Raw genomic sequence first — 26120 nt, forward strand, 5'->3', positions numbered from 1 at the left:
GTTCAACCGGTGGAGGTGAACGTAAGCTTTCCGACTATCGATGACGTCAAATCGCTGATATTCGGCACTGAGCAAGATCTGGAGCCGGATTCGGTCAGGCAGTTAACCGAGCCGGAACTCGAACTCATCCACGCCGTGCAGATCTCTCCACGCGCATCATGGTCGGAAGTGGGCCACGCGCTGGGGATCGACGCATCGACGGCAGCTCGACGCTGGAAGCGCCTGGAGCATCGCGGTCTGGCATGGGTGATGGGCTATTCCGACGAACAGTCGGGCGCGGTGATGTACGGGCGCATCAAATGCGACTCGAGTGCGATCCGCGAAGTGGGCGCCGCCCTGGCCGCGGCACCCTGGACGTTCATGGTCCAGCGAACAGACGGCCGCTACGACTATTTCGTTGCGGTCGCACTCACCTCGGCGACACACGCCGACGCGTTCATCCTCACCGTTGCGGCGATGCGCGGCGTCACCGACGTCGCCATGGTCACACTCCTGCACACCTTTCACGACGGGACGACCTGGGAGCCGGGTGTGCTGACCAACCCGATCCCGCGAGACGGTTTCGTGGAGTTCTCCTCGTCACGCCGCCGGCGGACGCCGCTGAGCGACCGCGACCGGAGTCTGATCGACGCCCTCGGGCGCGACGGGCGCGCATCGTTCACCGAACTCGCCGCCGCGGCAGGGATTTCCGAGGCCACGGTTCGCCGACGAATCGGCGCACTGCAGAGCGAACACCGCCTGCACATGCGCTGTGACATCAGCCAGACCGCCGCCGGCTGGCCGTTGACGATGCTCGCGATGCTCGCGGTGGATGAAGATCCCGCCGAGTTCGCCCGGTCGATCGTCCGTCGCTCCGAAACCCGGTTGGTGGTCGCGACCACCGGTGATCATCAACTGCTGACCCAATTCTGGTTGCGCACACCCGCCGAGGGCTATGCACTGCAACGACGACTCTGGGGCACTGGACGCGGGGTCCGCGCAGTCGACACCGTGATGATCACTCGCCAGATCAAGCGCATGAGCAGACTATTCGGCCCCGATGGCTCAGCCGTCGGATTCGTGGGCTTCGAGCCCTTCACCGCCGCACATCCGTCGCTGCGACGTGCGATGGCCGTCACAGATTCGCATTGAAACGGACCGTAGTCCGATTAATCGGCTTACACTGAGGACCATGAGCGACCCCACCCAGGTGCCTGATTCACCAGACACGCACGGTTCGACAGACGCGCACGGTTCGACAGACGCGCACGGTTCGACAGACGCCCCCACGGGGCGGATGCCGGCACTGTTTCTCAGCCATGGCGCACCGCCGCTGGTCGACGACGTGCGCTGGGTCTCCGAGCTCAAAGAACTGGCCACCAAGCTCCCCCGCCCCCGCCAGATCCTCGTGGTGTCGGCGCACTGGGAGGCCGCACCCCTGACCGTGGGTGCGACCGATTCGCGGGTGCCGCTGACCTACGACTTCTGGGGCTTCCCGCAGCGCTACTACGACACCACCTACGATTCCCCCGGCGCACCGGATCTGGCCGACGCAGTCGCCGCGCTGATGCCCGACGGTCAGGCGATCCACCGCGACGAGACCCGGCGTCTGGACCACGGGGCGTATGTACCGCTGACGGTCATGTACCCCGAGGCCGACATCCCGGTGCTGCAGGTGTCGATGCCCACCCTCGACCCCACCACTCTGCTGTCGGTAGGACGTCGACTACGCGAACTGCGCGATCAGGGCGTACTCATCATCGGATCGGGCTTCACCACACACGGCCTGCCGTTCCTGACCGACTCGCGCCCCAACGCAACCCCTCCGGGATGGTCGGTGGAGTTCGACGCCTGGGCCCGTGAGCGATTCGCCGCCGGTGACATCGAATCCCTCGTGGACTTCACCCACAAGGCACCGGGAATGCCCTACGCGCATCCACGCACCGAACATTTCGCACCACTGTTCGTCACGCTGGGTGCGGCCGACGAGCCCGAGGACATCCCCGATCAGGTGATCGACGGATTCTGGATGGGGCTGGCCAAACGCAGCCTTGTGGTCAACTGACCTTCCCGCTGACGTCCCGACCCCCCGCATCGCGCCCGACGGCCTCGTCACCGACAGCATCGTCGTCGGGCAACGGCTCACCGGCCGGATCGACCAGGACGGGGTGATCTTCCATATGCGACAAGCCGTTCCAGCACAGATTCACCAGATGAGCGGCGACGACTTCCTTGGACGGCTCACGAACGTCGAGCCACCACTGAGCGGTGAACGAGACCATCCCCACCAAGGCCTGGGCGTACAGCGGCGCCAGTGACGCATCACGCCCACGTCGCTGGAAATCACCGGCGAGGATGTGCTCGACCTGACTGATCGCATCATTGAGCAGACTCGAATAGGTCACGGTCTCACCGGTATTCGTCGGCACACCGCGAACGAGTATCCGGAATCCCTCGGTGCGCTCCTCCATGTAGGTCAGCAGCGCGAGCGCCACCTGCTGTACGCGGAAACGCGAACGGTTCTCGGTCAGCGAGGCGGTGACCATGTCCAGGAGGGTCTCCATCTCGCGGTCGACGATCACCGCGTAGAGGCCCTCCTTGCCTCCGAAGTGCTCGTAGACAACCGGTTTGGACACACCCGCGCGCTGTGCGATCTCTTCGATCGAGGTGGCCTCGAAGCCCCGTTCGGCGAAGAGTCCCCGTGCCACGTCGATCAGCTGCAGACGTCGCTGCGCCCCGGTCATCCGCGCCCGCGGCGCCCGTTTCACCCGTTCTGACGCAGTCGGCTGATCGGTGGCCATCGCACCTTCCTCGTCTACTCGGCGGTGATACGGGATACGGCCCCACGCCGTGCACCCGAGGCCGGCGATCACCTCATCATCGGGCCACGGTACACGGTGACACCGCTAGAATCGGGGCTGAGCACGGCTGGGGATCCTCCGAATGGAAGGCACCGATCGTGAACGAGAGCAACACCGGCAGCAGCTCTGACACCTCCTCTGCTGTGGAGGTCGCACCATCGGAGACCGATACTCCCGAGGCCCGCGTGCCCGCGTCGAAGGCCGAACGCAGCACGCGATTGTCCGATCTGAGGGCCAAGGTTTCTGCTCTGCGCGAGGACGCACTCGACGCCGAGAAGCAGTGCGCCGAACAAATCGAGGCCGTGGCCCCGCGACATCGCAACGGGGCCGTCAACATGGTGCACTACGGCGCGGTGCGCTCACACGACCTGCGTGAGCTCCAACCCGCGCTTGCCGCCGAGGGGCTGTCCTCCCTCGGACGTATGGAGGCCGGCGTCCTGGGCAATCTCGAGGCCGTCATCCGCATCATCGATGACGCACTCGATCAGTCGGGAACGTCGGTGGATGAGCGCACCATCACCGTCGCGGGTGCGAGAGTTGAAGCGCAACAGGGCGGTGACATCCTCGCGCGAAACGCCGCCGACCTCCTGGGTGGTGAGCCGACCGACCGCAGCACCCGCATCATGGTGACAATGCCCTCCAACGCCGCCACCGACCCGGATCTGATCACCCACTTCGCCACCGCCGGCATGGACGACGCCCGGATCAACTGCGCCCACGACGATCCGGGCACCTGGCGGGCGATCGCCGCACACATCCGCTCGACCAGCTCATCGTTGCGTATCGCGATGGATCTCGGGGGTCCGAAGTTGCGCACCGGCCCGATCGCCGAGGGCCCGCGGGTGATCAAGGTCCGCCCGCGCCGCAACGCCCTGGGCACTGTGCTGACCCCGACGCGCTGCTGGTTCGGTGAGGCACCCGGCCACAGTGAGATCACCGTCGCCGTACCGGTTGACGGCGTCGAGTGGGTGGCTGCCCGACGCGTCGGTGACACCCTGAGCCTGTACGACGCGCGCGGCCGGCACCGTCATCTCGAGGTGCTCGCGATCGGCAGTTCCGGCGTGCTCGTCGGTTGCGACCGCACCATGTACCTCGTGCCGGGGACCGTGGTGTCGGCCCATCGCGGCACCACCGCAATTCTCGGTGAGGTGGCACCCGTGGCGCAGGCGCACCGGATCTTCCGCGGTGACACGGTGACTCTCACCGCGGACATGACCCCGTCCGAACCCTCCGACGGATCCACCCACCGCATCGGCTGCAGCCTCCCCGAGGCCTTCGGCGCGGTGCGCGCGGGCGATCGGGTGCTGTTCGACGACGGCAAGATCGAAGGCGTCGCCACCGCCGCGAGCGACACCGAGATCTCGGTGAACATCACCCGCGCGGCACCCACCGGCACGAAACTCAAGGCGCAGAAGGGGATCAACCTCCCCGACACGTCGCTGCCCGTTGATGCAGTGACCGCTCAAGACGTGCAGGATCTCGACACCGTGGTCGACATCGCCGACTTCGTCGAGTTGTCGTTCGTCCGGACACCCGCCGACGTCGCCAAACTGCAGAAGCTGCTCGCCGAACGCAACGCAGCCGATCTCGGCGTCGTCCTCAAGATCGAAACAGCCGCCGGGTTCGCCAATCTGCTGTGGATCATGCTGCAGCTGATGCAGACCGACAATGTCGGCATCATGATCGCGCGCGGCGATCTCGCGGTGGAGGTCGGATTCGAGAGTCTCGCCGAGGTCCAGGAGGAGATCCTCTGGTTGTGCGAGGCCGCCCACATCCCCGTCATCTGGGCCACCGAGGTGCTCGATTCGCTGGCCGACCACGGCATCCCCACCCGCGCGGAGGTGACCGACGCCGCCGCCGGTGAACGCGCCGAATGCGTGATGCTCAACAAGGGCCCCTACATCGTCGACGCCATCGAGGCACTCAGCGAGATCCTGGCGCGGATGAAGGGGCATATCGACAAGAAGCGCCCCATCCTCAACAGGCTCGGGACCTGGGACCCGCATCACTGACCGGCGCGTAGTCCCGCCCTCGCGCGGATCGCCTCAGCCCTCGCGCTGATGGACGATTCGAGCCATTTCGACGCGCTCTGATCGTAAAGACTCTCCCGTTGTGCCACAACAGCTTTGAGCGGCGATGAGTTGCTGTCGCGTGCCGCCCTCTGGATCGGCGGCTCATCCGGTGTGCACCATATGCCGGACGCAATCTGTTCGGGCGCCCGCCCATACGCGTCACCGCGCACATCACAGAGGAGCAGAAGTGTTCACCATCCGACGGCGTTCGATCGCCGCACTGTCCGTTGTCGTCGCCGCGACGATCGGGCTGTCCGCGTGTTCGTCGTCGAGCGACTCGGGCGGCTCCTCGGCCAGCGGTGCATCCGGCGACAAGGTCACCCTCGTGGTCGGCGACCAGGTACGTCAGACCCAGTCGCTGCTCGAAGCATCCGGTGAACTGAAGGATCTGCCCTACAACATCACCTGGTCGTCATTCGAGTCCGGCCCGCCGCTGCTCGAGGCAGCCTCGGCGGGCAAGGTCGACATCGGTGGAACCGGCGACGTACCGCCGGTGTTCGCGCAGGCATCCGGCGCGCACGTCAAGATCGTCGCCGTGCAGGATCGCCAGGCGGCCAACGACTTCCTGCTCGTCCCCAAGAGCTCCACCGCCACCTCGATCGCCGATCTCAAAGGCAAGTCGATCGGTGTCGCCAAGGGGTCGAGCTCGCACGGACTGCTGCTCGGGCTGCTCAAGAAGGCCGGTCTGACCCCCGCCGACGTCAACGTCAAGTACCTGCAGCCCACCGAGGGACTCTCGGCGTTCCAGTCACACCAGATCGACGCCTGGGCGGTCTGGAATCCCTACACCGCGGTCGGTGTCGCGCAGGCCGACGGCAAGATCATCGGCGACGCCAAGGGTGTGACGACGCTGCAGAGCTACTACCTCGCCTCTGACGCGGCGCTCGCCGATTCGGCGAAGTCGAAGGCTCTCGGCGACTTCGTGACACGTCTGACCAAGGCACTGGCATGGTCGGGTACCCACGAGGACGAGTGGATCCCCACCTTCAGCAAGCTGACCAAACTTCCTGCGCCCGTTGCCAAGGCGACCTTCGAGACGAGTAAGGGCGTACTGGTGCCGATCGGCGATGCCCAGATCGCACAGCAGCAGGAGCTGATCGATCTCTTCCACGGCGCCGGTGAGATCTCGTCGGCACCGAAGGCCGCCGAGTACTTCGACGACCGGTTCAACTCCGACGTCAGCGCGGGAACCGCACAGTGACGGCCTCGACTGTCGAGGGCAACCGTAGCGCGGCAGCCGTCGAACCGACCGCGAGTTCTGCGGCGGTTCGGCGGCGTGGCCGGTCGTGGCGATCGCTGCTGCGCCTGATCTCCCCAATCGCACTGCTGGCGCTCTGGCAGATCGCGTCGAGTTCGGGTCTGATCTCCGAGTCGAAACTGCCTGCGCCGACCCAGGTCTGGTCAGCGGCGACGGAGTTGTGGTCCGACGGTGAGCTGCAGTCGGCGTTGACGGTGTCCTTGCAGCGCGTCGCGATCGGACTCGTGATCGGCGTGGCCGTGGCCGTGATTCTCGGCCTGCTGGTGGGCTTCTTCACCGTCGCCGAGTACGCGATCGACCCGCCGCTGCAGATGCTGCGCACCGTTCCCTTCCTCGGCCTCATCCCGCTGTTCGTCATCTGGTTCGGCATCGGCGAAGAACCCAAGATCCTGATGGTGGCACTCGGAGTGCTCTTCCCGCTCTACCTGAACCTCGTCTCCGGCATCCAGGGCACCGACCCGAAACTGGTCGAGGCCGGAAAGTCCCTGGGACTCGGGACTCTCGGACAGGCGTGGTACGTGGTGTTGCCAGCCTCGCTCCCGAGCGCACTGACGGGCTTCCGGCTCTCGCTCGGAGTCGCATGGCTGTCGCTGATCGTCGCCGAACAGATCAACGCGGATGCAGGCCTCGGATATCTGATCATGAACGCGCGCACCTATTTCCGAAACGACATCATCGTTCTCGGCCTGGTGATCTATGCACTGCTGGGATTCGTCACCGATGCGCTCGTGCGCCTTCTCGAGAGCCGGCTACTGCGATGGAGGATCGCGCGATGACCCACATCTCCGCACCACACCGGAACCGACCCGGTGCCCACGGACGAGGTGCCCACGACGGCGCCGGCGATCGCGCCCTGACGCTGCAGGCGCAGGGTGTCACCCGCTCGTTCGGCGACACCGAGGTACTCCACGGCATCGATCTGACACTGCATCGCGGCGAGATCGTGGCGCTGGTCGGCAGATCGGGCTCGGGTAAGTCGACGCTGCTCAACTGCATCGCCGGGCTCGATCCCGGACACGGCGGCAGTATCGAGGTCCACGGTTCGCGGGCGGTGGCATTCCAGGAACCGCGCCTGCTTCCGTGGCGCAAGGTGGTGGCCAACGTCTCGCTCAACCTCGATGGGCCCGATCCGAAATCGCGTGCGCGTACGGCCCTGGCCGAGGTAGGACTCGACCATCGGGCGGACGCCTGGCCGCTGACACTGTCCGGCGGTGAGGCACAGCGGGCGTCACTGGCACGAGCGCTGGTCCGCGACCCCGACCTGCTGCTGCTCGACGAACCCTTCGGCGCACTCGACGCCCTCACCCGATTGTCGGCCCATGATCTGCTGCTGCGACTGTGGGATGCACACCGGTTCACCGCACTGCTCGTCACCCACGACGTCGAGGAGGCGGTCGCACTGGCCGACCGGATCCTGGTGCTGGAGAACGGATCCATTGCGCACGACGTGTCAGTGCCCCTCCCCCGCCCACGGTCACGCGCACACCCCGAGGCGGTGGCGCTGCGTGAGCTCGTACTAGACCACCTCGGCGTCCACGGCGCGGATGTGCGCCCATCCCACTCCCGCACGGATCGTGTCGATACCGCGGGTATCGGTGCCGCCGACTTTCACGCGACCCCCGCCCGCGCACAGGAGATCTGATAGCGATGACCGCACATTTCCACTGGTTCCTGCCCACCTCCGGCGACGGCCGAGAGGTGGTGGGAGCGCTCCAGTCGTCCGGGCTGGTCGGCACCGCCTCGGCCTACCGCCCACCCTCGCTGGACTATCTGACCCTGGTCGCCAAGACCGCCGATCAGCTCGGCTTCGAGTCGGTACTCACTCCCACCGGCACGTGGTGCGCCGATGCGTGGATCACCACCGCCGCACTGATCCAGCAGACGTCGCGTCTGAAGTTCCTCGTCGCCTTCCGGCCGGGCCTGATCACCCCGACGCTGGCAGCCCAGCAGGCGTCGACATTCGCCGAGTTGTCGGGGAATCGCCTGGCGCTCAACATCGTCACCGGTGGTGACGCCGAGGAGCAGCAGCGTTTCGGCGACTACCTGACCAAGACGCAGCGATACGAGCGAACCGGTGAGTTCATCGACATCGTTCGTGGGGCGTGGACGGGACAACCGTTCGATTACAGCGGCGAGCACTTCACGGTGACCGGAGCGATGGTCGCGCGGCCGCCGAGTCCGGCGCCGGAGGTCTTTTTCGGCGGGGCGAGCGAGGCGGCGCGTGAGGTCGCGGCGAAAGGTGTCGACACCTATCTGACCTGGACCGAGCCGCCGGCGAAGGTCGCCGAACTGGTCGCCGATGTGACGGCTCGTGCCGAGAAGTACGGGCGCACATTGTCATTCGGGATCCGCGCGCACGTGATCGCCCGGGACACCCATGAGGAGGCCTGGGCCGAGGCGCGGCGCCTGCTCGACCGGATGGACCCGAACGTGATCGCATTCGCGCGGGAGCGGTTGCTGGCGTCGGAATCCGAGGGCCAACGACGCCAACTGGCCCAGAACAGCGACATCGACAATCTCGAGATCTACCCGGGTCTGTGGTCGGGGTACGGCCTGGTCCGCCCCGGTGCTGGAACAGCACTGGTCGGCAGCCATGCCGAGGTCGCCGATCTGATCGAGCAGTATCGGGCGGTCGGGGTGGACCACTTCGTGATGTCGGGACAGCCCCATATCGAAGAGGCGTTCTGGTTCGCCGAGGGTGTGGTCCCTATCGTTCGTGCCACCGAGGCCGCGCGGGCCTCCACCGGTCCCGAAGCCGCCGTCCCGGTGAGCTGAGCACGCCGGTTACGGCCGTTTGCCGAGGGCCTGCTGGATCTCGTACACCTGGTCGTCGGTCATCGGCGGCGTGTGCAGCGGGCCGCGATCGGCGTCGGCGCGGATTCCCTCGAGCATGATCTCGAGATAGCGACGCCACAGACCCGGCACGGTGGCTTCGGTGTTCCGGGCGATCTCCGAGAGCATCATCGAGATCCCGAAGAAGTCGGTGTTCACCACGCCCGGACGTACCGCACCGGCCGTCACCGCACGGTCGAAGACCGATTCGACGCCCGCAACGAGCTGCTTCTTGAGCGGTTCGATATCGGGGTGGGAATGATCCACCCGCATCATGATCGCCCCCAGCCCGCGGTCCTCGGCGAACACGCTGCCGAACCATGTCATCAGGTGGACCACACCGGTCCAGGGGTCAGGAGCGTCGAGCGCCTCGCTGACCTGCGAGGACACGTCACGCAGATGCTGGGCGAACACGCCGGCGATGAGCTCGTCACGGTTGGCGAAACGTCGATAGACGGTGCCGACGCCGACCCCGGCTGCCGCTGCCACATCATCGAGCGACACCTCGAGGCCGCGTTCGGCGAACAGTTCCTTGGCCGCGGCGACGATGCGCAGCCGATTGCGTTCGGCGTCGGCGCGCAGCGGACGCCCGTCTTCGGCGCCGTCGGTGCATCCGCATGCCATCGCTGTGCCTCCTGCAGTCGTGGCCATCATCACATCTCTACAACCGGAGGAACAATCTCCGCATTCCCTCCGTTGGCCCCTGAGTAACCGGAGGAACTATCTCCACCTAGTACTCGGAGGCGCCATGACGACAGTAAGCGACGGGGTCGACACACAGTCGCCCCCTCAGGAATCCTCGGAGGACCGTCACCACCGGCTGCGCTGGGTGGTTCTCGGTGTCCTCGCACTCGCGCAGCTGATGGTGGTCCTCGACGCCACCATCGTGAACATCGCGCTGCCCCACGCGCAGTCGTCGCTGGGCTTCGACAACGCCGACCGTCAGTGGATCGTCACCGCCTATGCACTGGCATTCGGCAGCCTGTTGCTGCTGGGCGGCCGCCTGTCGGACCTCATGGGTCGCAAGCTGACGTTCATCATCGGACTCGTCGGATTCGCGGTCATGTCGGCCATCGGCGGCGCTGCGGTCAACTTCGACATGCTCGTCGTCGCCCGCGCCGGTCAGGGCATGTTCGGTGCACTGCTGGCTCCGGCGGCTTTGTCGCTGCTCACCACCACGTTCACCAATTCGCAGGAGCGCGCGAAGGCGTTCGGCATCTTCGGCGCGATCGCCGGTGGCGGCGGCGCGCTGGGGCTGCTGCTCGGCGGCATGCTCACTGAGTGGGCGAGCTGGCGCTGGTGCCTGTACGTGAACCTCGTGATCGCCGCGATCGCGCTGGTCGGCGCGCTGCTGTTCGTGGGGTCGCACAAGTCCGACAGCCATCCCAAGCTCGATATCCCCGGCGTGGTGACGGTGTCGATCGCACTCTTCTCGATCGTCTACGGCTTCTCCAACGCCGAGACCAACGGCTGGGGCGACTGGGCCACCATCACCTGGCTGGTGCTCGGCGTGGTGCTGCTCGGTGTGTTCACCTGGCTGCAGATGCGGACCCCGCATGCCCTGCTCCCGTTGCGCGTGATCCTCGACCGCACCCGTGGTGGCGCTTATCTGGTGGTGTTCATCTCGGCGATCGGGATGTTCGGCATCTTCTTGTTCCTCACCTACTATCTGCAGCAGAATCTCGGCTACACGCCGATCAAGACGGGTCTGGCCTTCCTGCCGATGATCGGTGCGGTGATCGTGGTGGCGACCACCTCGACGGCGGTTGTGCTGCCGCGCTTCGGTCCTCGCTGGCTGATGATGTCGGGGATGTTCGTCGCCGCTATCGGTATGGGGTTGCTCACGCAGCTGACCGACAGCAGCACCTACGTCGCGAACATCCTGCCCGGGTTGATCATCATGGGCGTCGGTCTCGGCGCCTCGATGGCACCGGCTATGCAGGCAGCGGTCTCCGGTGTGTCCCCTCAGGACGCGGGTGTGGCATCGGCAACGGTCAACACCATGCAGCAGGTCGGCGGTTCCGTCGGTACCGCGCTGCTGAGCACGATCGTGTCGAGTGCAGCCGCGTCGTATGTGACCAGTCATGCTGCGGCAGCGAAGAATGCGACCGAGCTGTCGATGCAGGCAGCGGTGCATTCCTACACGGTGGCCTTCTGGGTCGCGACGGCCGTCTTCGTGGTCGGCGGCATCGTGGCCGGACTGCTGGTGCGCAGCGGCAAACTGCCTTCTTCCGAAGGAGAGTCAGTGCCGATGGCCCACTGATCTCGATGGCGCACTGACACGCCGGTGATGTACACCAGTAGCACGTATACGCAACGCGGACCCGCATATGAGGATTCGTCTCGCGTATACGTGCTACTGGTGTATTCACCCAGCGCTACTACGCGGTCACGCCCTGCAGGCGGGCCGATTCGCGCCGGTGCGCGGTCAGCATCTCAGCCAGCGCCGAGTTCTGGATCTGTCCGTCGCGCACCAGGATTCGCCCCGCCACCACAGTCGTGTCGGCAGCCATCGGTCCACAGCGCAGCCAGGCTTCGACCGGGTCGGTCAACGCACCAGCGAGTGAGAGTTCTGACCCGCCCCAGATCACCAGGTCCGCACAGGCACCTGGAGTCAGATGACCGGTCTCGTCCTCCCATCCCAGGCATCTCGCACCACCGCGCGTGGCCATGTCGAGCACATCGCGGGCGGTCATCGACGTCGGCCCGCATCGGAAGCGGGCGAGCGTGAGCGCAGCGCGCGCTTCGAGCCACAGCGAGCCGTGGTCGGTGGACGCCGAACCATCACAACCGATTCCGACCGGTGCACCCAGCCCACGCAGGCGCTGCACATCAGCTGAACCTCCCCCGATGAGCATGTTGGAGCTCGGGCAGTGCGCCACCCCCACGCCGGCGGCAGCCATCCGCTGCTCCTCGTCAGGGCTGGGGTAAATGAAGTGCGCGACCCACGACCGCGACTGCATCCAGCCCACGCTGTCGAAGTACTCGACCGGCGTCATGCCGTACACCTCTTGGCAGTAGGTGAGTTCGTCGCCGTCCTCGGCGAGGTGGGTGTGCAGACGCACGTCGTGCTTCTCGGCGAGGGCTGCCGAATCACGCATGGTCTCGCTGGTGACCGAGAAGGGCGAGCACGGGGCAAGCGCCATCCGGGTCATCGCCCCCGGCGCGGGGTCGTGGTATCTCGCGATGAGACGCTCACTGTCGGCGAGGATCTCATCGCGCGACTGGACCACCTCGACGGGCGGCAGACCGCCGTCCTCGACCGATCTCGTCATCGACCCGCGGTTGGCGTAGAAGCGGAAGCCGAGGTCCCCGGCCGCACGCACCTGGGCGTCGATCAGTTCACCATGCGGATGGACGTACATGTGATCCGACGACAGCGTGCACCCGCCGAGCAGCAGCTCGGCCATCGCCACCCAGGTGGACAGGTAGACCGACTCGTCGTCGATCTGCGACCAGATCGGATACAGCTGCGTCAGCCACGTGAACAAATCGGCATTGACCACCGGTGCAAAGGATCTCGTCAGATTCTGATACATGTGGTGATGGGTGTTGACCAGTCCGGGGGTCACCAGTCGCCCACCGGCATCGATCGTCTCGGTTGCGGTGGGCGCCGGTTCACTGTTTGCCCCCACACCCGCCACACGGCCATCGGTGATCGCAATCCACCCCGACGAAATCTCCCACCCGGCGTCGACGTAGATGTAGGCGCCGGTGATGAGCAGATCACACGAACCGGTGGTTGCCGCTTGCTGATTCACGAAGTACTTCTTCCTGGACGGGGGCAGCTCGATGAAAGCTGCTCGTCGAAACCCTGTCCCGGAGGTTGGCCAACCGGATCGTCACCGCAGAAGCGGACGGGCGACTGTGCTCACCGATAACTATGCGCCACCGGTGTTGCGGCGAGGTTACCCGAAGGGGGTACGTGATCGATCGAGGACAGTGGGGACCCGGGCCACCACCTTTTGCTCCCCCACCAGGACTCGAACCTGGAATGCCTGAACCAAAATCAGAAGTGTTGCCGATTACACCATGGGGGAATACTGCGCGTGGTGATTGTGCCATGACTGCGACCGGCGTCGGCAACCAGTGGTCGGTCCCAGGCGGTGTCCGCAGTCGCACTGGCAGTGACCGTGCCAGAGGCCCTGGCAAAAATCGTCCCCGTGAGCGCCGCGGAGGGCAATGTTCCCTCGGCGACGCTGAGGGGGCCGACAATTGCCACGGCTGCGACCGGAGCGCGACGTCCACTGTCGGCGGCGCGTGAATTGCCGCTTTCAGCTGGTACATCGGGGAAAGACGCTACTCGGCGCGCACTCGGGCGGCGTCGGTCACGACCAGGCGACGACGTAACATCGCCCTCGAATCGCACCCGGCTCGTATCGACCCGGCCGACCGCGCACCAAGGCCCGCAAGGCCACGCGCGTCACCGGCCCCGAGGAGTGGCATGACATCCAGCAGCAGCCAACCGTCCGTCCCCCGCAGCACACCCCGGGCGGTCATCGTCCTCGCGGCGGGAGCAGGCACACGGATGCGGTCGTCGACACCGAAGGTGCTGCACTCGATCGGCGGGCGCACGCTGCTGGCCCACGCGCTGCGAGCAGCCGCCGACACCGATCCGTCATTCCTGGTGACGGTGGTCGGCCACGAACGTGACCAGGTGACGCAGGCCTGCGACGCCGAGGCCACCGCACTGGGCCGACCGATCCTCACCGCCGTCCAGGAGGTCCAGGACGGTACCGGTGGCGCGGTGCGCGCCGGCCTCACCGCGCTCCCCGACGACTTCACCGGAACGGTGATCGTCACCGCCGCCGACGTACCACTGCTGACCGGTGACGCACTCGAGCAGCTCACCGCACTGCACACCGAGACCAGCGCAGCGGTCACACTCATGACCTCCACCGCCGAGGACCCGACCGGCTACGGCCGCATCCTGCGCACCCAGGACGGGCAGGTCACCCAGATCGTGGAACAGAAAGACGCCACCGAATCGCAGCGTGAGATCACCGAGGTCAATGCCGGCGTCTACGCCTTCGACGCGTCCTTCCTCAGCGCGGCGCTGGCATCGCTGTCCACCGACAACGCCCAGCACGAGCTGTATCTCACCGACGTGGTGGAGATCGCCCGCGACATGGGAAAGCCGGTGCACGCCAGTCACATCGACGACGCCGCGCTGGTCGCCGGCTGCAACGACAAGGCCCAACTGGCGACTCTCGGCGCCGAGCTCAACCGCCGCATCGTCACCGCCCACATGCTCGCCGGGGTCACCGTGATCGACCCGGCGACCACCTGGATCGGTGTCGAGGTCACCATCGAACCCGACGCGACGATCCTCCCCGGCACCCAGTTGCACGGTCGAACCCACATCGCGCGCGATGCCCAGGTGGGCCCGGACACCACCCTCACCGACGTCACCATCGGCCGCGGCGCCCACGTCATCCGCACCCACGGCAGCTCCGCCGTGATCGGCGACCACGCGCAGGTCGGCCCGTTCGCCTATCTTCGCCCCGGCACCTATCTGGGCACCGAGGGCAAGATCGGCACATTCGTGGAGACCAAGAATGCCGTCATCGGTGAGGCGACCAAGGTGCCGCATCTGACCTACGTCGGCGACGCCACCATCGGCGACCACAGCAACATCGGCGCGTCGAGTGTGTTCGTGAATTACGACGGGGTGAACAAACACCGCACGGTCATCGGCTCACACTGTCGCACCGGATCGGACACGATGTTCATCGCTCCGCTGACCGTGGGTGATGGCGCCTACACCGGAGCAGGTACCGTCGTGAGGGAAGATGTTCCGCCGGGTGCACTGGCGGTGTCGGGTGGTCATCAACGCAATATCGAGGGCTGGGTACAGTCCAAGCGTCCTGGCACGCCCGCAGCCACCGCTGCGGCAGCCCATCAGTCCCGCGACGCATCACCGAGCAGCGACCGCGATACGAGCACGACACAGAACGGATAAACGCACGTGAGCTGGACCACCGAGAACCACAAGAACCTGATGCTGTTCACCGGGCGTTCACACCCCGAACTCGCCGATCAGGTCGCCGATGAACTCGGGATCAAGGTCACCCCGCAGACCTCCCGGGACTTCGCCAACGGTGAGATCTTCGTTCGTTATGAGGAGTCCGTCCGCGGTTCCGACGCCTTCGTGATCCAGAGCTGCCCGGTGCCGCTCAACAAGTGGGTCATGGAATCGCTGATCATGATCGACGCACTCAAGCGCGGCTCGGCCAAGCGGATCACCGCGGTCCTGCCGTTCTACCCCTACGCACGCCAGGACAAGAAGAGCCGCGGTCGCGAGCCCATCTCAGCCCGACTGATCGCCGATCTCCTCAAGACCGCGGGCGCCGACCGCATCATCACCGTCGACCTGCACACCGACCAGATCCAGGGCTTCTTCGACGGTCCGGTCGACCACATGCATGCTCTCGGCCAGCTGTCGGACTATGTGCGCACCAACTACGGCACCGACAACATCACGGTGGTCTCCCCCGACTCGGGCCGCGTGCGTGTGGCCGAGAAGTGGTCGGACGCCCTCGACCAGGCGCCGGTCGCCTTCGTCCACAAGACCCGCGATCCGCTGGTTCCCAATCAGGTCATCGCCCACCGCGTGGTCGGTGAGGTCGAGGGGCGCACCTGTGTGGTCATCGACGACATGATCGACACCGGCGGCACCATCGCCGGCGCGGTGAAGATCCTCAAGAACGCGGGCGCGGGCAAGGTCATCATCGCCACCACTCACGGCATCTTCTCCGACCCGGCCACCGAGCGTCTGGCCAACTGCGGGGCCGAGGAGGTCATCGCGACCAACACGCTGCCGATCCCTCCCGAGAAGCAGTTCGACGGGCTCACCGTGCTGTCGATCGCACCGATGCTGGCACAGACGATCCAGCAGGTGTTCGAGAACGGGTCGGTCACCAGCCTCTTCGACGGCATCGCCTGATCGCGAGAGGATCGATGGCCGCCACCATCTTCCACAACCCACGGTGTTCGACGTCGCGGAAGACCCTGCAGCGTCTCCGCGACGCCGGCATCGAGCCCGATGTGGTGCTCTACCTGAACACTCCGCCCACACGGGCGCAGCTGTCGCAGATGATCAGTGATGCGGGCATCGACGTGTCCCAGGCAGTGCGCAAGCGTGAAGCGCTCTACTCCGAACTCGGTCTGGCCGATGCCTCCGACGACGAGCTCCTCGACGCGATGGCCGAGCACCCGATCCTCATCGAACGTCCGTTCGTGGTGACCGACAAGGGAACACGACTCGCCCGACCCATCGACTCGGTCGACGAGATCATCTGATCACGACTCGGCGGGCTCGCCGTCCGCACGTCAACGTCTGCTGCGCAACCGGATACGTGTGGTCATCGGCTCGACGAGCGCGACGACCACCCCGCGTGCCACGTCATACCAGTCGAAGTAGTCCCGCCACACCGTGATCCGCCCGTCGGACACCTCGAAGTGGCCCCACACCCAGAACCGAATACGCAACCGCCCGACTGCGACCTCGTCGGTTCGTTCGATGAGCACTGTATCGGCGGTTGCGGCAATCGCCTTCTCCTGCATGGAGAATCGCACCGGAGAACGATCGAGGGCACTCAGTGCCCGCAGTACAGATCTCTTGCCGCGTGCGGTCGGGAGCGACACGTTGGTGAACACGATGTCGTCGGCCAGGTAGGGCTCAGCACCGCGGGCACCGCTCTCCGTCATCGCTGCGAAGAACGCACGCACCACGTCGATCGCATCGGCAGAGCGCTCGGTACCCATGACGCCAGCCTGTCAGAGCCACCATCCCTCGGCCAGGGCACACCGGCTCGCCCTGTCATCCCGACAGCCCGAGGATCCGGTCAGGACAACCACGCCGCCTGATCGTCACGCGATGCTGTTGCGGGCAGATGCGGACGGGCGGCGGGGATCAGGGCGCCGACAGCGCCGCGCGCACAGGCACCGGCCACCTCGGCCCAGTCGAAGTAGTCGCGCCATTCGACGATCTTGCCGTCGACCACCCGGGTACGACCGCATACCGCGAACTGCACCCACACCGGCCCGAAGCGATAGGCGTCGGTGCGTTCGCTGAGCACCACCACACCATCTCCGACGACGTTGTGGATGAAGGTGTCGAAGCGGCGCGGCGACCGGGCGCGACGCAGCATCGAGCGGCATCCGCGCGCCGGCAGCCACCCGAAACGGAAGCTCACCTGCGGCGCGAGCATCTTCTCGGCCAACTCCACATCTCCTCCGGCCAGGCAGTCGAGGAATCGGGCGGTCACATCCGGAGGCGACCACAACGGTGTGTAATGCATGTCACCTCTCTTCCGTGTACGCAGCGGGTGTCCCCGGGGCGTGGATATCCATGGTGCAGGCGGTCGCGATCACGAGCCGGAACTCGACATGAAGGCCAGGCGAACACTCGCCGCGCGGACCGTCCCGAAGGCGACGGATCGGGCAGAACCCCTGGATATGACCCCGCAGATGTGACACACCGTCCGTGTCGCAGCTATGCTGGTTGCCGTTGTCACGGCGAGGGTGTGTATGCACCGTCATCGGCGCGGCAGTCGAGTCTTCCGGTGGGGTTCTGCCGAGGTCGTCGATGCGCGTCTTCATATGCCGCGACCCGACCCACCGATGAAGGAGACCACCATGAGTGCACCCACTCAGAGCAAGCTGACCGTGTCCGTGCGCACCGAGAAGGGCAAGGGCGCCGCCCGTCGCGCGCGTCGCGAGGGCCTCGTGCCCGCCGTCCTGTACGGCCACGGCAGCGATCCGCAGCACCTGTCCCTGCCCGCTCGCGAGTTCGCCGCGATCCTGCGCAACAACGGCCTCAACGCGATCGTCGACCTCGACATCGAGGGCACGAGCCAGCTCGCGCTGACCAAGCAGGTCGACATCCACCCGATCCGCAACTACATCGAGCACGCCGATCTGCTCATCGTCCGCCGCGGCGAGAAGGTCACCGTCGAGGTCACCATCTCCGTCGAGGGCGATGCCGCACCGGGCACTCTGGTGGTGCAGGACGCCTCGACCGTCGAGATCGAGGCCGACGCCCTGTCGATCCCCGAGCAGATCGTCGCCTCCGTCGAGGGTGCCGAGGCCGGCACCAGCGTCACCGCCGGTGATCTCGAGCTGCCCGAGGGTGTCTCGCTCGTGTCGGATCCCGAGATGCTGATCCTGGCCGTGAACGAGGCCACCGTCGCCTCGACCGAGTCCGAGGACAGCGCCGACGAGCCCGCCGAGGGCGATGCCGAGGGTTCCTCGGACTCCGAGTAACACCCGACTCTCTCGCGAGTCGACACTCTTCACGAGAACGCCAGCGGCACGGGAACCATCGTCGATCGATGACCCGTGCCGCTGTGTTCGCCGACGATGCCTCGGCGCCTGACCGGCCACCGGCATCCCCGACACCAGTACCCACGACGAGACGGGGAGCATGAAACTGATTGTCGGCCTGGGCAACCCGGGCCCGCGGTATGCGGCCACCCGCCACAACATCGGTGCGATGGTCGCCGATGCGCTCGCCGACGACGCCGGCGAGTCGTGGAGGGTGCACAAGAAGTCCGGCGCCGACCTCGTGACCACCAGCTACGAGGGTCAGACCGTGCACATCGCCAAGCCGCGTACCTACATGAACGAGTCGGGCCGCCACGTCGGCCCGTTGATGAAGTTCTTCTCGGTATCGCCGGCCGATCTGATCGTCATCCACGACGAACTCGACATCGACTTCTCGCTGGTGCGCCTCAAACGCGGCGGCGGCGAGGGCGGCCACAACGGGCTGCGGTCGATCTCCTCGGCGATCGGCACCCGCGACTATCTGCGGGTGCGGATGGGCATCGGTCGCCCACCGGGACGCCAGGATCCCGCCGACTTCGTCCTCAAACCGTTCTCGTCGGCAGAACGGGACCAACTGCCCTTGTTCATCACCAACGGTTGTGATGCGGCCAAGCTCCTGGTGTCGCAATCATTGGAAGATGCACAGAACTCGGTGCACTCCTGGTGAGAAACCAACCTACGGCGTCGTAGGCTGAGCATGCGACGGGGCAGACGAAACGGGCACACGCGGAAACAAGCGGGGCCACAACCCCGATACACCTCGAGGAAGCCCCCACGGGGCAACGCCCTGGCAGCCCATCCGGCCGCGGTCGGGGCAGAGTAGACGAAGGACGGAACATCACCATGGTCAGCATCGCCACCAACACGCCACGAGCGAACGTCGGGATCCTCGGTATCGGCGCTTACCGTCCTGAGCGGCTGATCACCAACGACGAGCTGTGCCAGACGCTGGACTCCACCGACGAGTGGATCTACGACCGGAGCGGCATCCGCGCACGTCGCTGGATCAGCGGCGAGGAGACCAACGAGTCGATCGCCGTGGCGGCCGGAGAACGCGCCATCATCAACAGCGGCATCGACCGCGAGAAGATCGGCGCCGTGGTGATGACCACCAGCACCTGGCCGCACATCGTGCCGCACGGCGCCCCGACCATCGCCTACGACCTCGGCATCAACGGCGTGCCTGCCTTCGACCTCGTCGCCGGCTGCGGCGGCTTCTGCTACGGCCTCGGCGTGGTTGCCGACATGATCCGCGCGGGCACCGCCGAATACGTGCTGCTCATCGGCGTGGAGACGATGTCGGCCGGACTCGACCCGACCAGCCGCTCGACCGCCTTCCTCTTCGGCGACGGCGCAGGAGCCGTGGTCGTGGGACCGACCGAGGAGAACGGCATCTCTCCGACCGTGTGGGGCAGCGACGGCGAGAACGCGATGGCCATCGCCCAGACCAGCAGCATCATCGAGTACATGGACCGCGCCGAGGCCATGCAGGGTGTCGACCCGGCAGTGGAGAAGGTCGGCCGGATGACGCTGACCATGGAGGGCCAGCGCGTGTTCCGCTGGGCAGCCATCACCCTGCCCAAGGCGCTGACCAGTGCTCTCGAGCTCGCCGGCCTGCACAACGACGACGTCGAGGTCTTCATCCCGCATCAGGCCAACGGCCGCATCAACGACCTGATCAAGAAGAACCTCGGGCTGCCCGAGGAGGTCCCGGTGGCCAACGACATCGAGTTCACCGGCAACACCTCGGCCGCATCCATCCCGCTGGCGATGGAGGAGATGCTCGCGACCGGCAAGGCCAAGGGTGGCCAGACGGCGCTGCTGCTCGGTTTCGGCGCGGGCCTGAGCTACGCCGCACAGGTCGTCACACTGCCGCCGGCTCCGACCGAGGTCAGCCTCCGCGACTGACCGCAGATCACTGCACACTGGTCACGTGAGCGGGCCGTTGGCGATATATTTCCGCAACGGCCCGCTCACGTGACCACTTTGTCGGCGCGCCCTCACCGCGACCCGGGTGAGCACCTCGCGAACACGGTGGAACACGGATTTCGTGCACTGCCACGCCGTTGATTACCCTCGTTGAGTGAGTTCTTCAGCCGACGTCAGCACCTCTGGCAGCACCGATCGCCGCCACATCGCCACCGAGGCTGCCCGGCGCCGCACCTTCGCCATCATCTCCCACCCCGACGCCGGTAAGTCCACGATGACCGAGGCGCTGGCACTGCACGCCCGCAAGATCTCCGAGGCGGGCGCCATCCACGGCAAGGCCGGACGCAAGTCCACCGTCTCGGACTGGATGGAGATGGAGAAGGCGCGCGGAATCTCGGTGAGCTCGACGGCTCTGCAGTTCACCTACGTCCCCGACGGCGCCGATCCCGACACGGGAGGCGCGGTGATCAACCTCGTCGACACCCCGGGCCACGCCGACTTCTCCGAGGACACCTACCGCGTGCTGACCGCGGTCGACTGCGCGGTGATGCTCATCGACGCCGCCAAAGGTCTCGAACCGCAGACGCTGAAGCTGTTCCAGGTGTGTCGCCACCGCGGCATCCCGGTGATCACCATCATCAACAAGTGGGACCGGCCGGGTCGGACACCGCTGGAGCTGATCGACGAGATCATCGACCGTATCGGCCTCACGCCCACTCCGCTCTACCTGCCTGTGGGTATCGCCGGTGATTTCCGGGGTCTGCTGGACCGGCGCAGCGGCGAGTACATCCATTTCACCCGGACTGCCGGCGGTGCGACCATCGCACCCGAGGAGTACGTGGATCCCGAGTCAGCCGCCGAACGCGAGGGTGATGACTGGGTGGCCGCGGTCGAGGAGAGTGCTCTGCTGTCGGAGATGGGTCAGGACCACGATCAGGAGATGTTCCTGGCCGGACAGACCTCTCCGATGATCTTCGCCTCGGCAATGCTGAATTTCGGTGTGCGACAACTGCTGGACGCACTGGTCGCGCTGGCTCCCGCGCCGAAGGGACGCGAGGGCATCGACGGCACGATGCGCGAGGTGACCGATCCGTTCTCGGCCGTGGTGTTCAAGGTCCAGGCGGGTATGGATTCCGCGCACCGGGATCGGCTCGCGTTCATGCGGATCGTGTCGGGCGAGTTCGAGCGCGGCATGGTGGTCAACCACGCCCAGACCGGAAAACCGTTCGCCACCAAATACGCTCAAACAGTGTTCGGCCGTGATCGTCAGACCGTGGACACCGCCTACCCCGGCGACGTGGTGGGTCTGGTCAACGCGATGGCACTGGCGCCGGGCGACACCCTCTACATCGACCCCAAGGTGCAGTACCCGCCGATCCCCTCGTTCGCACCCGAGCACTTCGCGGTGCTGCGTGCCGAGAGTGCCGGCAAGTACAAGCAGTTCCGCAAGGCGATGGACCAGCTCGACTCCGAAGGCGTGGTTCAGGTGCTGCGCAACGACATCCGTGGCGACGCCTCACCGGTGCTCGCCGCGGTCGGACCGATGCAGTTCGAGGTGGTGACCGCACGGATGAAGACCGAATTCGGCGTGGACACCTCGATCCAGTCATTGCCCTACAGCCTGGCCCGACGCACCGACGCCGACAGCGCAGAAGAACTCGCACGTCAACGCGGCGTGGAGGTGTTCACCCGCACCGACGGCGCGATCCTCGCGCTGGTCAGCGATAAGTGGCGGCTGCAGTACATCGAGAAGGAAAGCCCCGACCTGACGCTCGAACCGCTGGTCGCCGCGGCCGACTGAACCCGACACGACCCGCGAGGCCACGCACGGCCGGCGGCTACGGGCTATGCGTACACAGATGACACGTGTGCGAGTCACCGACCCCGTATATGCGGTCCGTAGCTCGCACAGGTGTCATCCATGTACACGTCGGCCGATAGACCGCACCGCGGGCTCAGTCCCCGACGATGTCATAGACGGTTGCCGCGTCCACGTCCTCGACGGTCGCGGGATCCCACTGGGGGTCGCGATCCTTGTCGACCAGCACCGCGCGCACACCTTCGGCGAAGTCGTGGCCGGTGGTGATGCGATCGGCGGCGTGCAGTTCGCGGTCGAAGCACTCGTCCAGCTGTGACGACGACCCCTTGTCGATGAGGTTCGCGGTGACCAGCAGGCTGGTCGGCGAGGCGGCCTCGAGCGCGCGCAGCGCCTCGGTTGCCCACAGATCGTCGACCGCGACAGCGCCACGAAGGCCGCCCATGATCGCGGTGACGTTGTTGTCGTCGAAGTACTGCGCCGCCTTGTCCATCATGTCGATGTCCACCGCCGCCGGCTCCACATAGTTCGCGAAGGCATCGGCCAGCCGCGCACCACCACGGATGGCCGCCGCGACATGTGGCAGGTTGTGCGAGCGAACGTAGTGGGTCGCCAGACCCACCGCGATCATGCCCTCACCCGACACGCGTTCGCCGGTCAGACCCATCCACATGCCCACACCTTCGGGCAGTCGCGGCAGGAAGTAGCTGGCACCGATATCGGGGAAGAACCCGATGCCGGTCTCGGGCATCGCGGCGACGGCCTTCTCGGTGACCACCCGGACCTCACCGTGCACACTGATCCCGAGTCCGCCGCCCATCACCACGCCGTCTATGAGGGTCACATAGGGCTTGGGGTACTCCGCGATCAACTGGTCGAGCCGGTACTCCGACTCGAAGTAGTGGTGGACCTCCTCGGTCTCGCCCGCCAGCGCATGCTCGCGGATCGCCCGGATGTCCCCGCCGGCGCAGAAGGCGCGGTCGGAACCCGACGTGACCAGGACGGTGTCCACTCGGGCGTCGTCGCCCCAGGCGAGCAGGGTCTGATACATGTCGTCGACCATGCTCTGGTCGAGCGCATTGAGTGCTTTCGGGCGATTCAGGACGATCTCGCCGACTCCGTTGTTGGTCGAGGTGTCGATGAAGGACATACCTGCAATCTATCGGAGCCGCCGCGCACACCGTGGCGATCGGGGCTTGCGGGTGTGCCTGCCCGGCCCGTTTCTCAGCCCCATTCCTCGGCGAGTTCGAGCCATGCCATCTCCGCCTCATCCTTGGCCGCGGTGACCTCACGGAGCTGGGCATCGAGCTCCTGCAGTCGCGTCACGTCTGTGGCGGCCTCGGCAAGCTGTTCATGCAGCTTCGCCTGCTGCTCGCCCAGCTTCTCCATCTGCCGCTCCAGGCGGCGCATTGTCTTCTGCGCTTCGCGCTCGGCGGCCGAATCACGCTGTGGCGTTGTCATTTTGACGTCGATGGTGCCGCTATCGGACCGAGCCGAGGCGGCTGCTCGCGACGACCCGACCCCACCGGCAGCCATCTCCGACCGACGCTGCAGATACTGCTCGATACCGCCGGGAAGGTTGGTGAGCTTGCCGTCGCCGAACAACGCCCACGTGGAGTCGGCCAGCCGTTCGATCAGATAGCGGTCGTGGCTGATCACCACCAGGGTTCCGGCCCACGAGTCGAGCAGATCCTCGAGTTGCTGCAGCGTGTCGATGTCGAGATCGTTGGTGGGTTCGTCGAGAAGCAAGACGTTCGGCTGGGCCATCAACACCCGTGTGAGCTGCAGACGTCGGCGCTCGCCGCCGGAGAGATCACGGATGGGCGTCCGCTGGCGGGCAGGGGTGAACCCGAGCCGCTCGGCGAGCTGCGCCGCCGAGAGTTCTCTGTCGCCCACCGTGATCCGCTCCGCGACGTCCTCCACCGCGTCGAGCACCCGGATGTCGGTGGGCAGATCATCGAGTTCCTGTCGCAGCCAACCGATTTCGACAGTCTGTCCTTGGATCCGACGGCCCGGCGACACGTCTTCGTCACCGGCAAGCGTACGCAGCAGAGTCGTCTTGCCCGAGCCGTTGACCCCGACCAGACCGATCCGCTCGCCCGGCTCCAGCCGCCAGGTGAGGTCCTCGACCAGGATCCTCTCGTCGGGCGTCGTGAGGGTCGCGTCTTCGAGTTCGATGACGACCCGACCCAGTCGACGCTTGGCGAAGGCGGTCAGCGCGACGCTGTCGCGGGGCTCGGGCACATCGGCGATCAGCTTCTCGGCGGCCTCGATGCGATAGCGGGGCTTGGACGTACGGGCCGGCGGGCCACGACGCAGCCACGCCAACTCCTTGCGTGCGAGGTTGCGCCGACGCTCCTCGGCGGCGTCATCGAGTCGCGACCGCTCGGCGCGGGCGAACATCCAGTCGTTGAATCCGCCCTCGTATTCGGCCACCCCACCGCCCTGGACCTCCCACGTGCGGGTCGCGACCTGATCGAGGAACCAGCGGTCGTGCGTGACCACCACTAGTGCACTGCGCCGGGCCAGCAGGTGATCGGCGAGCCACTGCACACCCTCCACATCGAGGTGGTTGGTCGGCTCGTCGAGCATCACCAGGTCGAGTTCCTGCACGAGCGCCGCACCCAGCGCGACTCGTCGCCGTTCGCCACCGGACAGTTCGCCGATCCGGGTCCCCAGCCCGAGCCCGGAGATCCCCAGACCGTCGAGAACCGAACGGATCTTGGCGTCCGATGCCCATTCGTGTTCGGCAACCCCGAGCGGGGTGAGCACCACCTCACCGATGGTCAGCGCCGGATCGAACTCGTCGCGCTGGGTGACCACGGCCATCCGCAGGTCGCCCACGTGCGACACGCGACCAGAATCCGGGGGTTCGACACCGGCGAGCACCTCGAGCAGCGTGGTCTTGCCACCGCCGTTGAGCCCGACCACACCGATGCGCTGACCGGCCTGCACACCGAGGCTCACGTCGTCGAGTAGGGGTTTGACCCCGAAGCTCTTGCTGATCTTCTCCGCATTGATCAGGGAGGTGGCTGGCGTTGTCATCGATTGGCCAGTTTATGTCACCGTGCTTCCGGGTCGACCGCGGCTATCGTCAGGGAGGTGCGCCACGACCCCGACGGCCCCGACGCGAGCGGCCCCGCAGCCGGCGACCCCGCCTCGGGTAGCCGCCGCCGAATGGAGTCGCGCCCAGGGCGCGCACAAGGTGACGTTGCAGGTGTGGCCGCACAATCACGCCGCCATCGCGCTGGACCGCCGAGCCGGATTCGTCGAGGAGGGCGTGCTGCGCCGGCACAATCACAACCGACAGCTGATCTCCACCGCGTCGTGTCCACGTGCACCCATGCTCATGCTCATGTAGCCATTGCCCGGGTCACGCACATAGTCGAGGTAGGGCGCGACGTCCGCGCGTGTCGTGTTGTCGGCGACGATGGTCGCCCCTGAGCGCAGGTTCGGCTCGATCAGCGCCAGCACCGGTAGGTACATCTCCTTCCAGCCGTCGAGCAACACGATCCCGATGCTTTCGGTCACCGACGCCAGGGTCTCGCGGGCGTCGCCGGGCAGGATGGTCACCACGTCGGCGACCCCGGCTTGCTCGAAATTCCGCGTGGCAGCAGTGACCTTCTTCGAACTCAACTCGGTCGTGTACAGATGCCCGATACCGTTGTCGCGCAACGCGGCTGCGATGTAGAGACCCGAGATCCCGTAGGAGGTACCGAATTCGACCACCACCTCCGGTCTCGCAGCACGGATCATCGTGTAGAGGAGGGTCCCGGTGTCCGGGCTGATCGGCATGTACCGGTCGCTCATGAGGTCGGCTCGATGCTGGGCTGTTGCGTCGGCAGGAAGCTGCACACGCGGCGGCCCGGAAGCCGAGGAGCGCTGCTCCTCCGCTCGCTCATAGAGTCCGGCAAGCGTTGCGGCAAGGGGCTCGCTGACAATGGTGGCGGTCATGTTCGTGACGCTAGCCCCGGTCACTGGCGATCAGCTGTGAATCCGCTGGCGGGCACCCGCCGACCGATCGGCCTCACCGCGAACACGATGTG

Annotated in this window: 23 protein-coding genes and 1 tRNA gene; 15 read left to right on the top strand and 9 right to left on the bottom strand. The window is 66.3% G+C overall.

Annotation, left to right across the window (positions count from 1 at the left end; translation table 11 throughout):
- The first annotated feature begins 9 nt into the window (after nt 1-9).
- Both IEW22_RS07175 and IEW22_RS07180 read left to right on the top strand, forming a co-directional pair.
- Nucleotides 10-1131, top strand: coding sequence for an Lrp/AsnC family transcriptional regulator (locus IEW22_RS07175; RefSeq protein WP_188585925.1), 1122 nt, complete (start codon nt 10-12; stop codon nt 1129-1131).
- A gap of 145 nt (nt 1132-1276) precedes the next feature.
- A complete protein-coding gene (locus tag IEW22_RS07180) occupies nt 1277-2044 on the top strand; it encodes a dioxygenase family protein (RefSeq protein ID WP_229742278.1) in 768 nt (255 codons plus the stop codon).
- On the opposite strand, the gene IEW22_RS07185 is transcribed toward IEW22_RS07180, so the two are convergent.
- Nucleotides 2037-2780, bottom strand: coding sequence for a TetR/AcrR family transcriptional regulator (locus IEW22_RS07185; protein ID WP_188585927.1), 744 nt, complete (start codon nt 2778-2780; stop codon nt 2037-2039). The two genes, IEW22_RS07180 and IEW22_RS07185, sit on opposite strands and share 8 nt — an antisense overlap.
- 158 nt (nt 2781-2938) lie before the next feature.
- Here IEW22_RS07185 and IEW22_RS07190 point away from each other — a divergent pair, with 158 nt between their 5' ends.
- The 5 genes from IEW22_RS07190 (at nt 2939) to IEW22_RS07210 (ending at nt 8945) form a co-directional block, all read left to right on the top strand.
- Entirely contained in the window at nt 2939-4852 is a 1914-nt protein-coding gene (locus tag IEW22_RS07190) for a pyruvate kinase (protein WP_229742261.1), read from the top strand.
- A 247-nt stretch (nt 4853-5099) separates the two neighbouring features.
- On the top strand, nt 5100-6113 hold the full coding sequence (locus tag IEW22_RS07195) for an ABC transporter substrate-binding protein (RefSeq protein ID WP_229742262.1): 1014 nt from the start codon (nt 5100-5102) through the stop codon (nt 6111-6113).
- Nucleotides 6110-6946, top strand: a complete 837-nt coding sequence (locus tag IEW22_RS07200) for an ABC transporter permease (RefSeq protein WP_188585929.1) — start codon at nt 6110-6112, stop codon at nt 6944-6946. Before IEW22_RS07195 ends, IEW22_RS07200 begins: the two co-directional genes overlap by 4 nt.
- Nucleotides 6943-7812, top strand: coding sequence for an ABC transporter ATP-binding protein (locus IEW22_RS07205; protein ID WP_188585930.1), 870 nt, complete (start codon nt 6943-6945; stop codon nt 7810-7812). The genes IEW22_RS07200 and IEW22_RS07205 overlap by 4 nt, the downstream gene beginning before the upstream one ends.
- A gap of 5 nt (nt 7813-7817) precedes the next feature.
- Nucleotides 7818-8945 (top strand): LLM class flavin-dependent oxidoreductase, encoded by a 1128-nt coding sequence (locus IEW22_RS07210; protein ID WP_188585931.1) that lies wholly within the window; start codon nt 7818-7820, stop codon nt 8943-8945.
- A 9-nt stretch (nt 8946-8954) separates the two neighbouring features.
- Here the strand turns inward: IEW22_RS07210 and IEW22_RS07215 are convergent, their stop codons facing one another.
- On the bottom strand, nt 8955-9653 hold the full coding sequence (locus IEW22_RS07215) for a TetR/AcrR family transcriptional regulator (protein WP_229742263.1): 699 nt from the start codon (nt 9651-9653) through the stop codon (nt 8955-8957).
- A 97-nt stretch (nt 9654-9750) separates the two neighbouring features.
- On the opposite strand from IEW22_RS07215, the gene IEW22_RS07220 reads away from it, so the two are divergent.
- Nucleotides 9751-11265: an MFS transporter gene (locus tag IEW22_RS07220; RefSeq protein ID WP_188585932.1), complete on the top strand. Its 1515-nt coding sequence runs from the start codon at nt 9751-9753 to the stop codon at nt 11263-11265.
- 118 nt (nt 11266-11383) lie between these two features.
- On the opposite strand, the gene IEW22_RS07225 is transcribed toward IEW22_RS07220, so the two are convergent.
- A complete protein-coding gene (locus IEW22_RS07225; protein WP_188585933.1) occupies nt 11384-12763 on the bottom strand; it encodes an 8-oxoguanine deaminase in 1380 nt (459 codons plus the stop codon).
- A 207-nt stretch (nt 12764-12970) separates the two neighbouring features.
- Nucleotides 12971-13042 (bottom strand) — tRNA-Gln (locus IEW22_RS07230).
- Between the two features lie 404 nt (nt 13043-13446).
- On the opposite strand from IEW22_RS07230, the gene glmU reads away from it, so the two are divergent.
- The 3 genes from glmU to arsC are packed head-to-tail and all read left to right on the top strand — an operon-like array spanning nt 13447 to nt 16304.
- Nucleotides 13447-14964: a bifunctional UDP-N-acetylglucosamine diphosphorylase/glucosamine-1-phosphate N-acetyltransferase GlmU gene (gene glmU / locus IEW22_RS07235; protein WP_188585934.1), complete on the top strand. Its 1518-nt coding sequence runs from the start codon at nt 13447-13449 to the stop codon at nt 14962-14964.
- A 6-nt stretch (nt 14965-14970) separates the two neighbouring features.
- Entirely contained in the window at nt 14971-15948 is a 978-nt protein-coding gene (locus IEW22_RS07240; RefSeq protein WP_188585935.1) for a ribose-phosphate diphosphokinase, read from the top strand.
- Nucleotides 15949-15962: 14 nt separating this feature from the next.
- Nucleotides 15963-16304, top strand: coding sequence for an arsenate reductase (glutaredoxin) (gene arsC / locus IEW22_RS07245; protein ID WP_188585936.1), 342 nt, complete (start codon nt 15963-15965; stop codon nt 16302-16304).
- 30 nt (nt 16305-16334) lie between these two features.
- Here the strand turns inward: arsC and IEW22_RS07250 are convergent, their stop codons facing one another.
- Nucleotides 16335-16769 (bottom strand): limonene-1,2-epoxide hydrolase family protein, encoded by a 435-nt coding sequence (locus IEW22_RS07250; protein WP_188585937.1) that lies wholly within the window; start codon nt 16767-16769, stop codon nt 16335-16337.
- Between the two features lie 80 nt (nt 16770-16849).
- On the bottom strand, nt 16850-17305 hold the full coding sequence (locus IEW22_RS07255) for a limonene-1,2-epoxide hydrolase family protein (RefSeq protein WP_188585938.1): 456 nt from the start codon (nt 17303-17305) through the stop codon (nt 16850-16852).
- Between the two features lie 337 nt (nt 17306-17642).
- Here IEW22_RS07255 and IEW22_RS07260 point away from each other — a divergent pair, with 337 nt between their 5' ends.
- The 4 genes from IEW22_RS07260 to IEW22_RS07275 all read left to right on the top strand — a co-directional run bounded on the left by IEW22_RS07260 (nt 17643) and on the right by IEW22_RS07275 (nt 22059).
- Nucleotides 17643-18269: a 50S ribosomal protein L25/general stress protein Ctc gene (locus tag IEW22_RS07260; protein WP_188585939.1), complete on the top strand. Its 627-nt coding sequence runs from the start codon at nt 17643-17645 to the stop codon at nt 18267-18269.
- Nucleotides 18270-18429: 160 nt separating this feature from the next.
- A complete protein-coding gene (gene pth / locus IEW22_RS07265) occupies nt 18430-18996 on the top strand; it encodes an aminoacyl-tRNA hydrolase (RefSeq protein WP_188585940.1) in 567 nt (188 codons plus the stop codon).
- A gap of 176 nt (nt 18997-19172) precedes the next feature.
- Nucleotides 19173-20237, top strand: coding sequence for a beta-ketoacyl-ACP synthase III (locus IEW22_RS07270; protein ID WP_188585941.1), 1065 nt, complete (start codon nt 19173-19175; stop codon nt 20235-20237).
- Between the two features lie 175 nt (nt 20238-20412).
- Nucleotides 20413-22059: a peptide chain release factor 3 gene (locus tag IEW22_RS07275; protein ID WP_188585942.1), complete on the top strand. Its 1647-nt coding sequence runs from the start codon at nt 20413-20415 to the stop codon at nt 22057-22059.
- 154 nt (nt 22060-22213) lie between these two features.
- On the opposite strand, the gene IEW22_RS07280 is transcribed toward IEW22_RS07275, so the two are convergent.
- The 3 genes from IEW22_RS07280 to IEW22_RS07290 form a co-directional block, all read right to left on the bottom strand.
- Entirely contained in the window at nt 22214-23224 is a 1011-nt protein-coding gene (locus IEW22_RS07280) for an enoyl-CoA hydratase/isomerase family protein (protein WP_188585943.1), read from the bottom strand.
- A 74-nt stretch (nt 23225-23298) separates the two neighbouring features.
- A complete protein-coding gene (locus IEW22_RS07285; RefSeq protein ID WP_188585944.1) occupies nt 23299-25119 on the bottom strand; it encodes an ABC-F family ATP-binding cassette domain-containing protein in 1821 nt (606 codons plus the stop codon).
- 252 nt (nt 25120-25371) lie between these two features.
- Complete coding sequence (locus tag IEW22_RS07290; RefSeq protein WP_188585945.1) at nt 25372-26028, bottom strand: O-methyltransferase; 657 nt, start codon at nt 26026-26028, stop codon at nt 25372-25374.
- Between the last annotated feature and the right edge of the window lie 92 nt (nt 26029-26120).

The organism is Gordonia jinhuaensis (assembly GCF_014639795.1).
Lineage (GTDB): Bacteria > Actinomycetota > Actinomycetes > Mycobacteriales > Mycobacteriaceae > Gordonia_B > Gordonia_B jinhuaensis.

Bases quoted from the DNA above. Each gene is read 5' to 3' on its own strand.
- IEW22_RS07285 (WP_188585944.1), bottom strand. From the start codon at position 25,119: ATGACAACGCCAGCCACCTCCCTGATCAATGCGGAGAAGATCAGCAAG.
- IEW22_RS07255 (WP_188585938.1), bottom strand. From the start codon at position 17,305: ATGCATTACACACCGTTGTGGTCGCCTCCGGATGTGACCGCCCGATTC.
- arsC (WP_188585936.1), top strand. From the start codon at position 15,963: ATGGCCGCCACCATCTTCCACAACCCACGGTGTTCGACGTCGCGGAAG.
- IEW22_RS07210 (WP_188585931.1), top strand. From the start codon at position 7,818: ATGACCGCACATTTCCACTGGTTCCTGCCCACCTCCGGCGACGGCCGA.
- IEW22_RS07280 (WP_188585943.1), bottom strand. From the start codon at position 23,224: ATGTCCTTCATCGACACCTCGACCAACAACGGAGTCGGCGAGATCGTC.
- glmU (WP_188585934.1), top strand. From the start codon at position 13,447: ATGACATCCAGCAGCAGCCAACCGTCCGTCCCCCGCAGCACACCCCGG.
- IEW22_RS07290 (WP_188585945.1), bottom strand. From the start codon at position 26,028: ATGACCGCCACCATTGTCAGCGAGCCCCTTGCCGCAACGCTTGCCGGA.
- IEW22_RS07260 (WP_188585939.1), top strand. From the start codon at position 17,643: ATGAGTGCACCCACTCAGAGCAAGCTGACCGTGTCCGTGCGCACCGAG.
- IEW22_RS07215 (WP_229742263.1), bottom strand. From the start codon at position 9,653: ATGGCCACGACTGCAGGAGGCACAGCGATGGCATGCGGATGCACCGAC.
- IEW22_RS07205 (WP_188585930.1), top strand. From the start codon at position 6,943: ATGACCCACATCTCCGCACCACACCGGAACCGACCCGGTGCCCACGGA.
- IEW22_RS07250 (WP_188585937.1), bottom strand. From the start codon at position 16,769: ATGGGTACCGAGCGCTCTGCCGATGCGATCGACGTGGTGCGTGCGTTC.
- pth (WP_188585940.1), top strand. From the start codon at position 18,430: ATGAAACTGATTGTCGGCCTGGGCAACCCGGGCCCGCGGTATGCGGCC.
- IEW22_RS07185 (WP_188585927.1), bottom strand. From the start codon at position 2,780: ATGGCCACCGATCAGCCGACTGCGTCAGAACGGGTGAAACGGGCGCCG.
- IEW22_RS07270 (WP_188585941.1), top strand. From the start codon at position 19,173: ATGGTCAGCATCGCCACCAACACGCCACGAGCGAACGTCGGGATCCTC.
- IEW22_RS07180 (WP_229742278.1), top strand. From the start codon at position 1,277: ATGCCGGCACTGTTTCTCAGCCATGGCGCACCGCCGCTGGTCGACGAC.
- IEW22_RS07220 (WP_188585932.1), top strand. From the start codon at position 9,751: ATGACGACAGTAAGCGACGGGGTCGACACACAGTCGCCCCCTCAGGAA.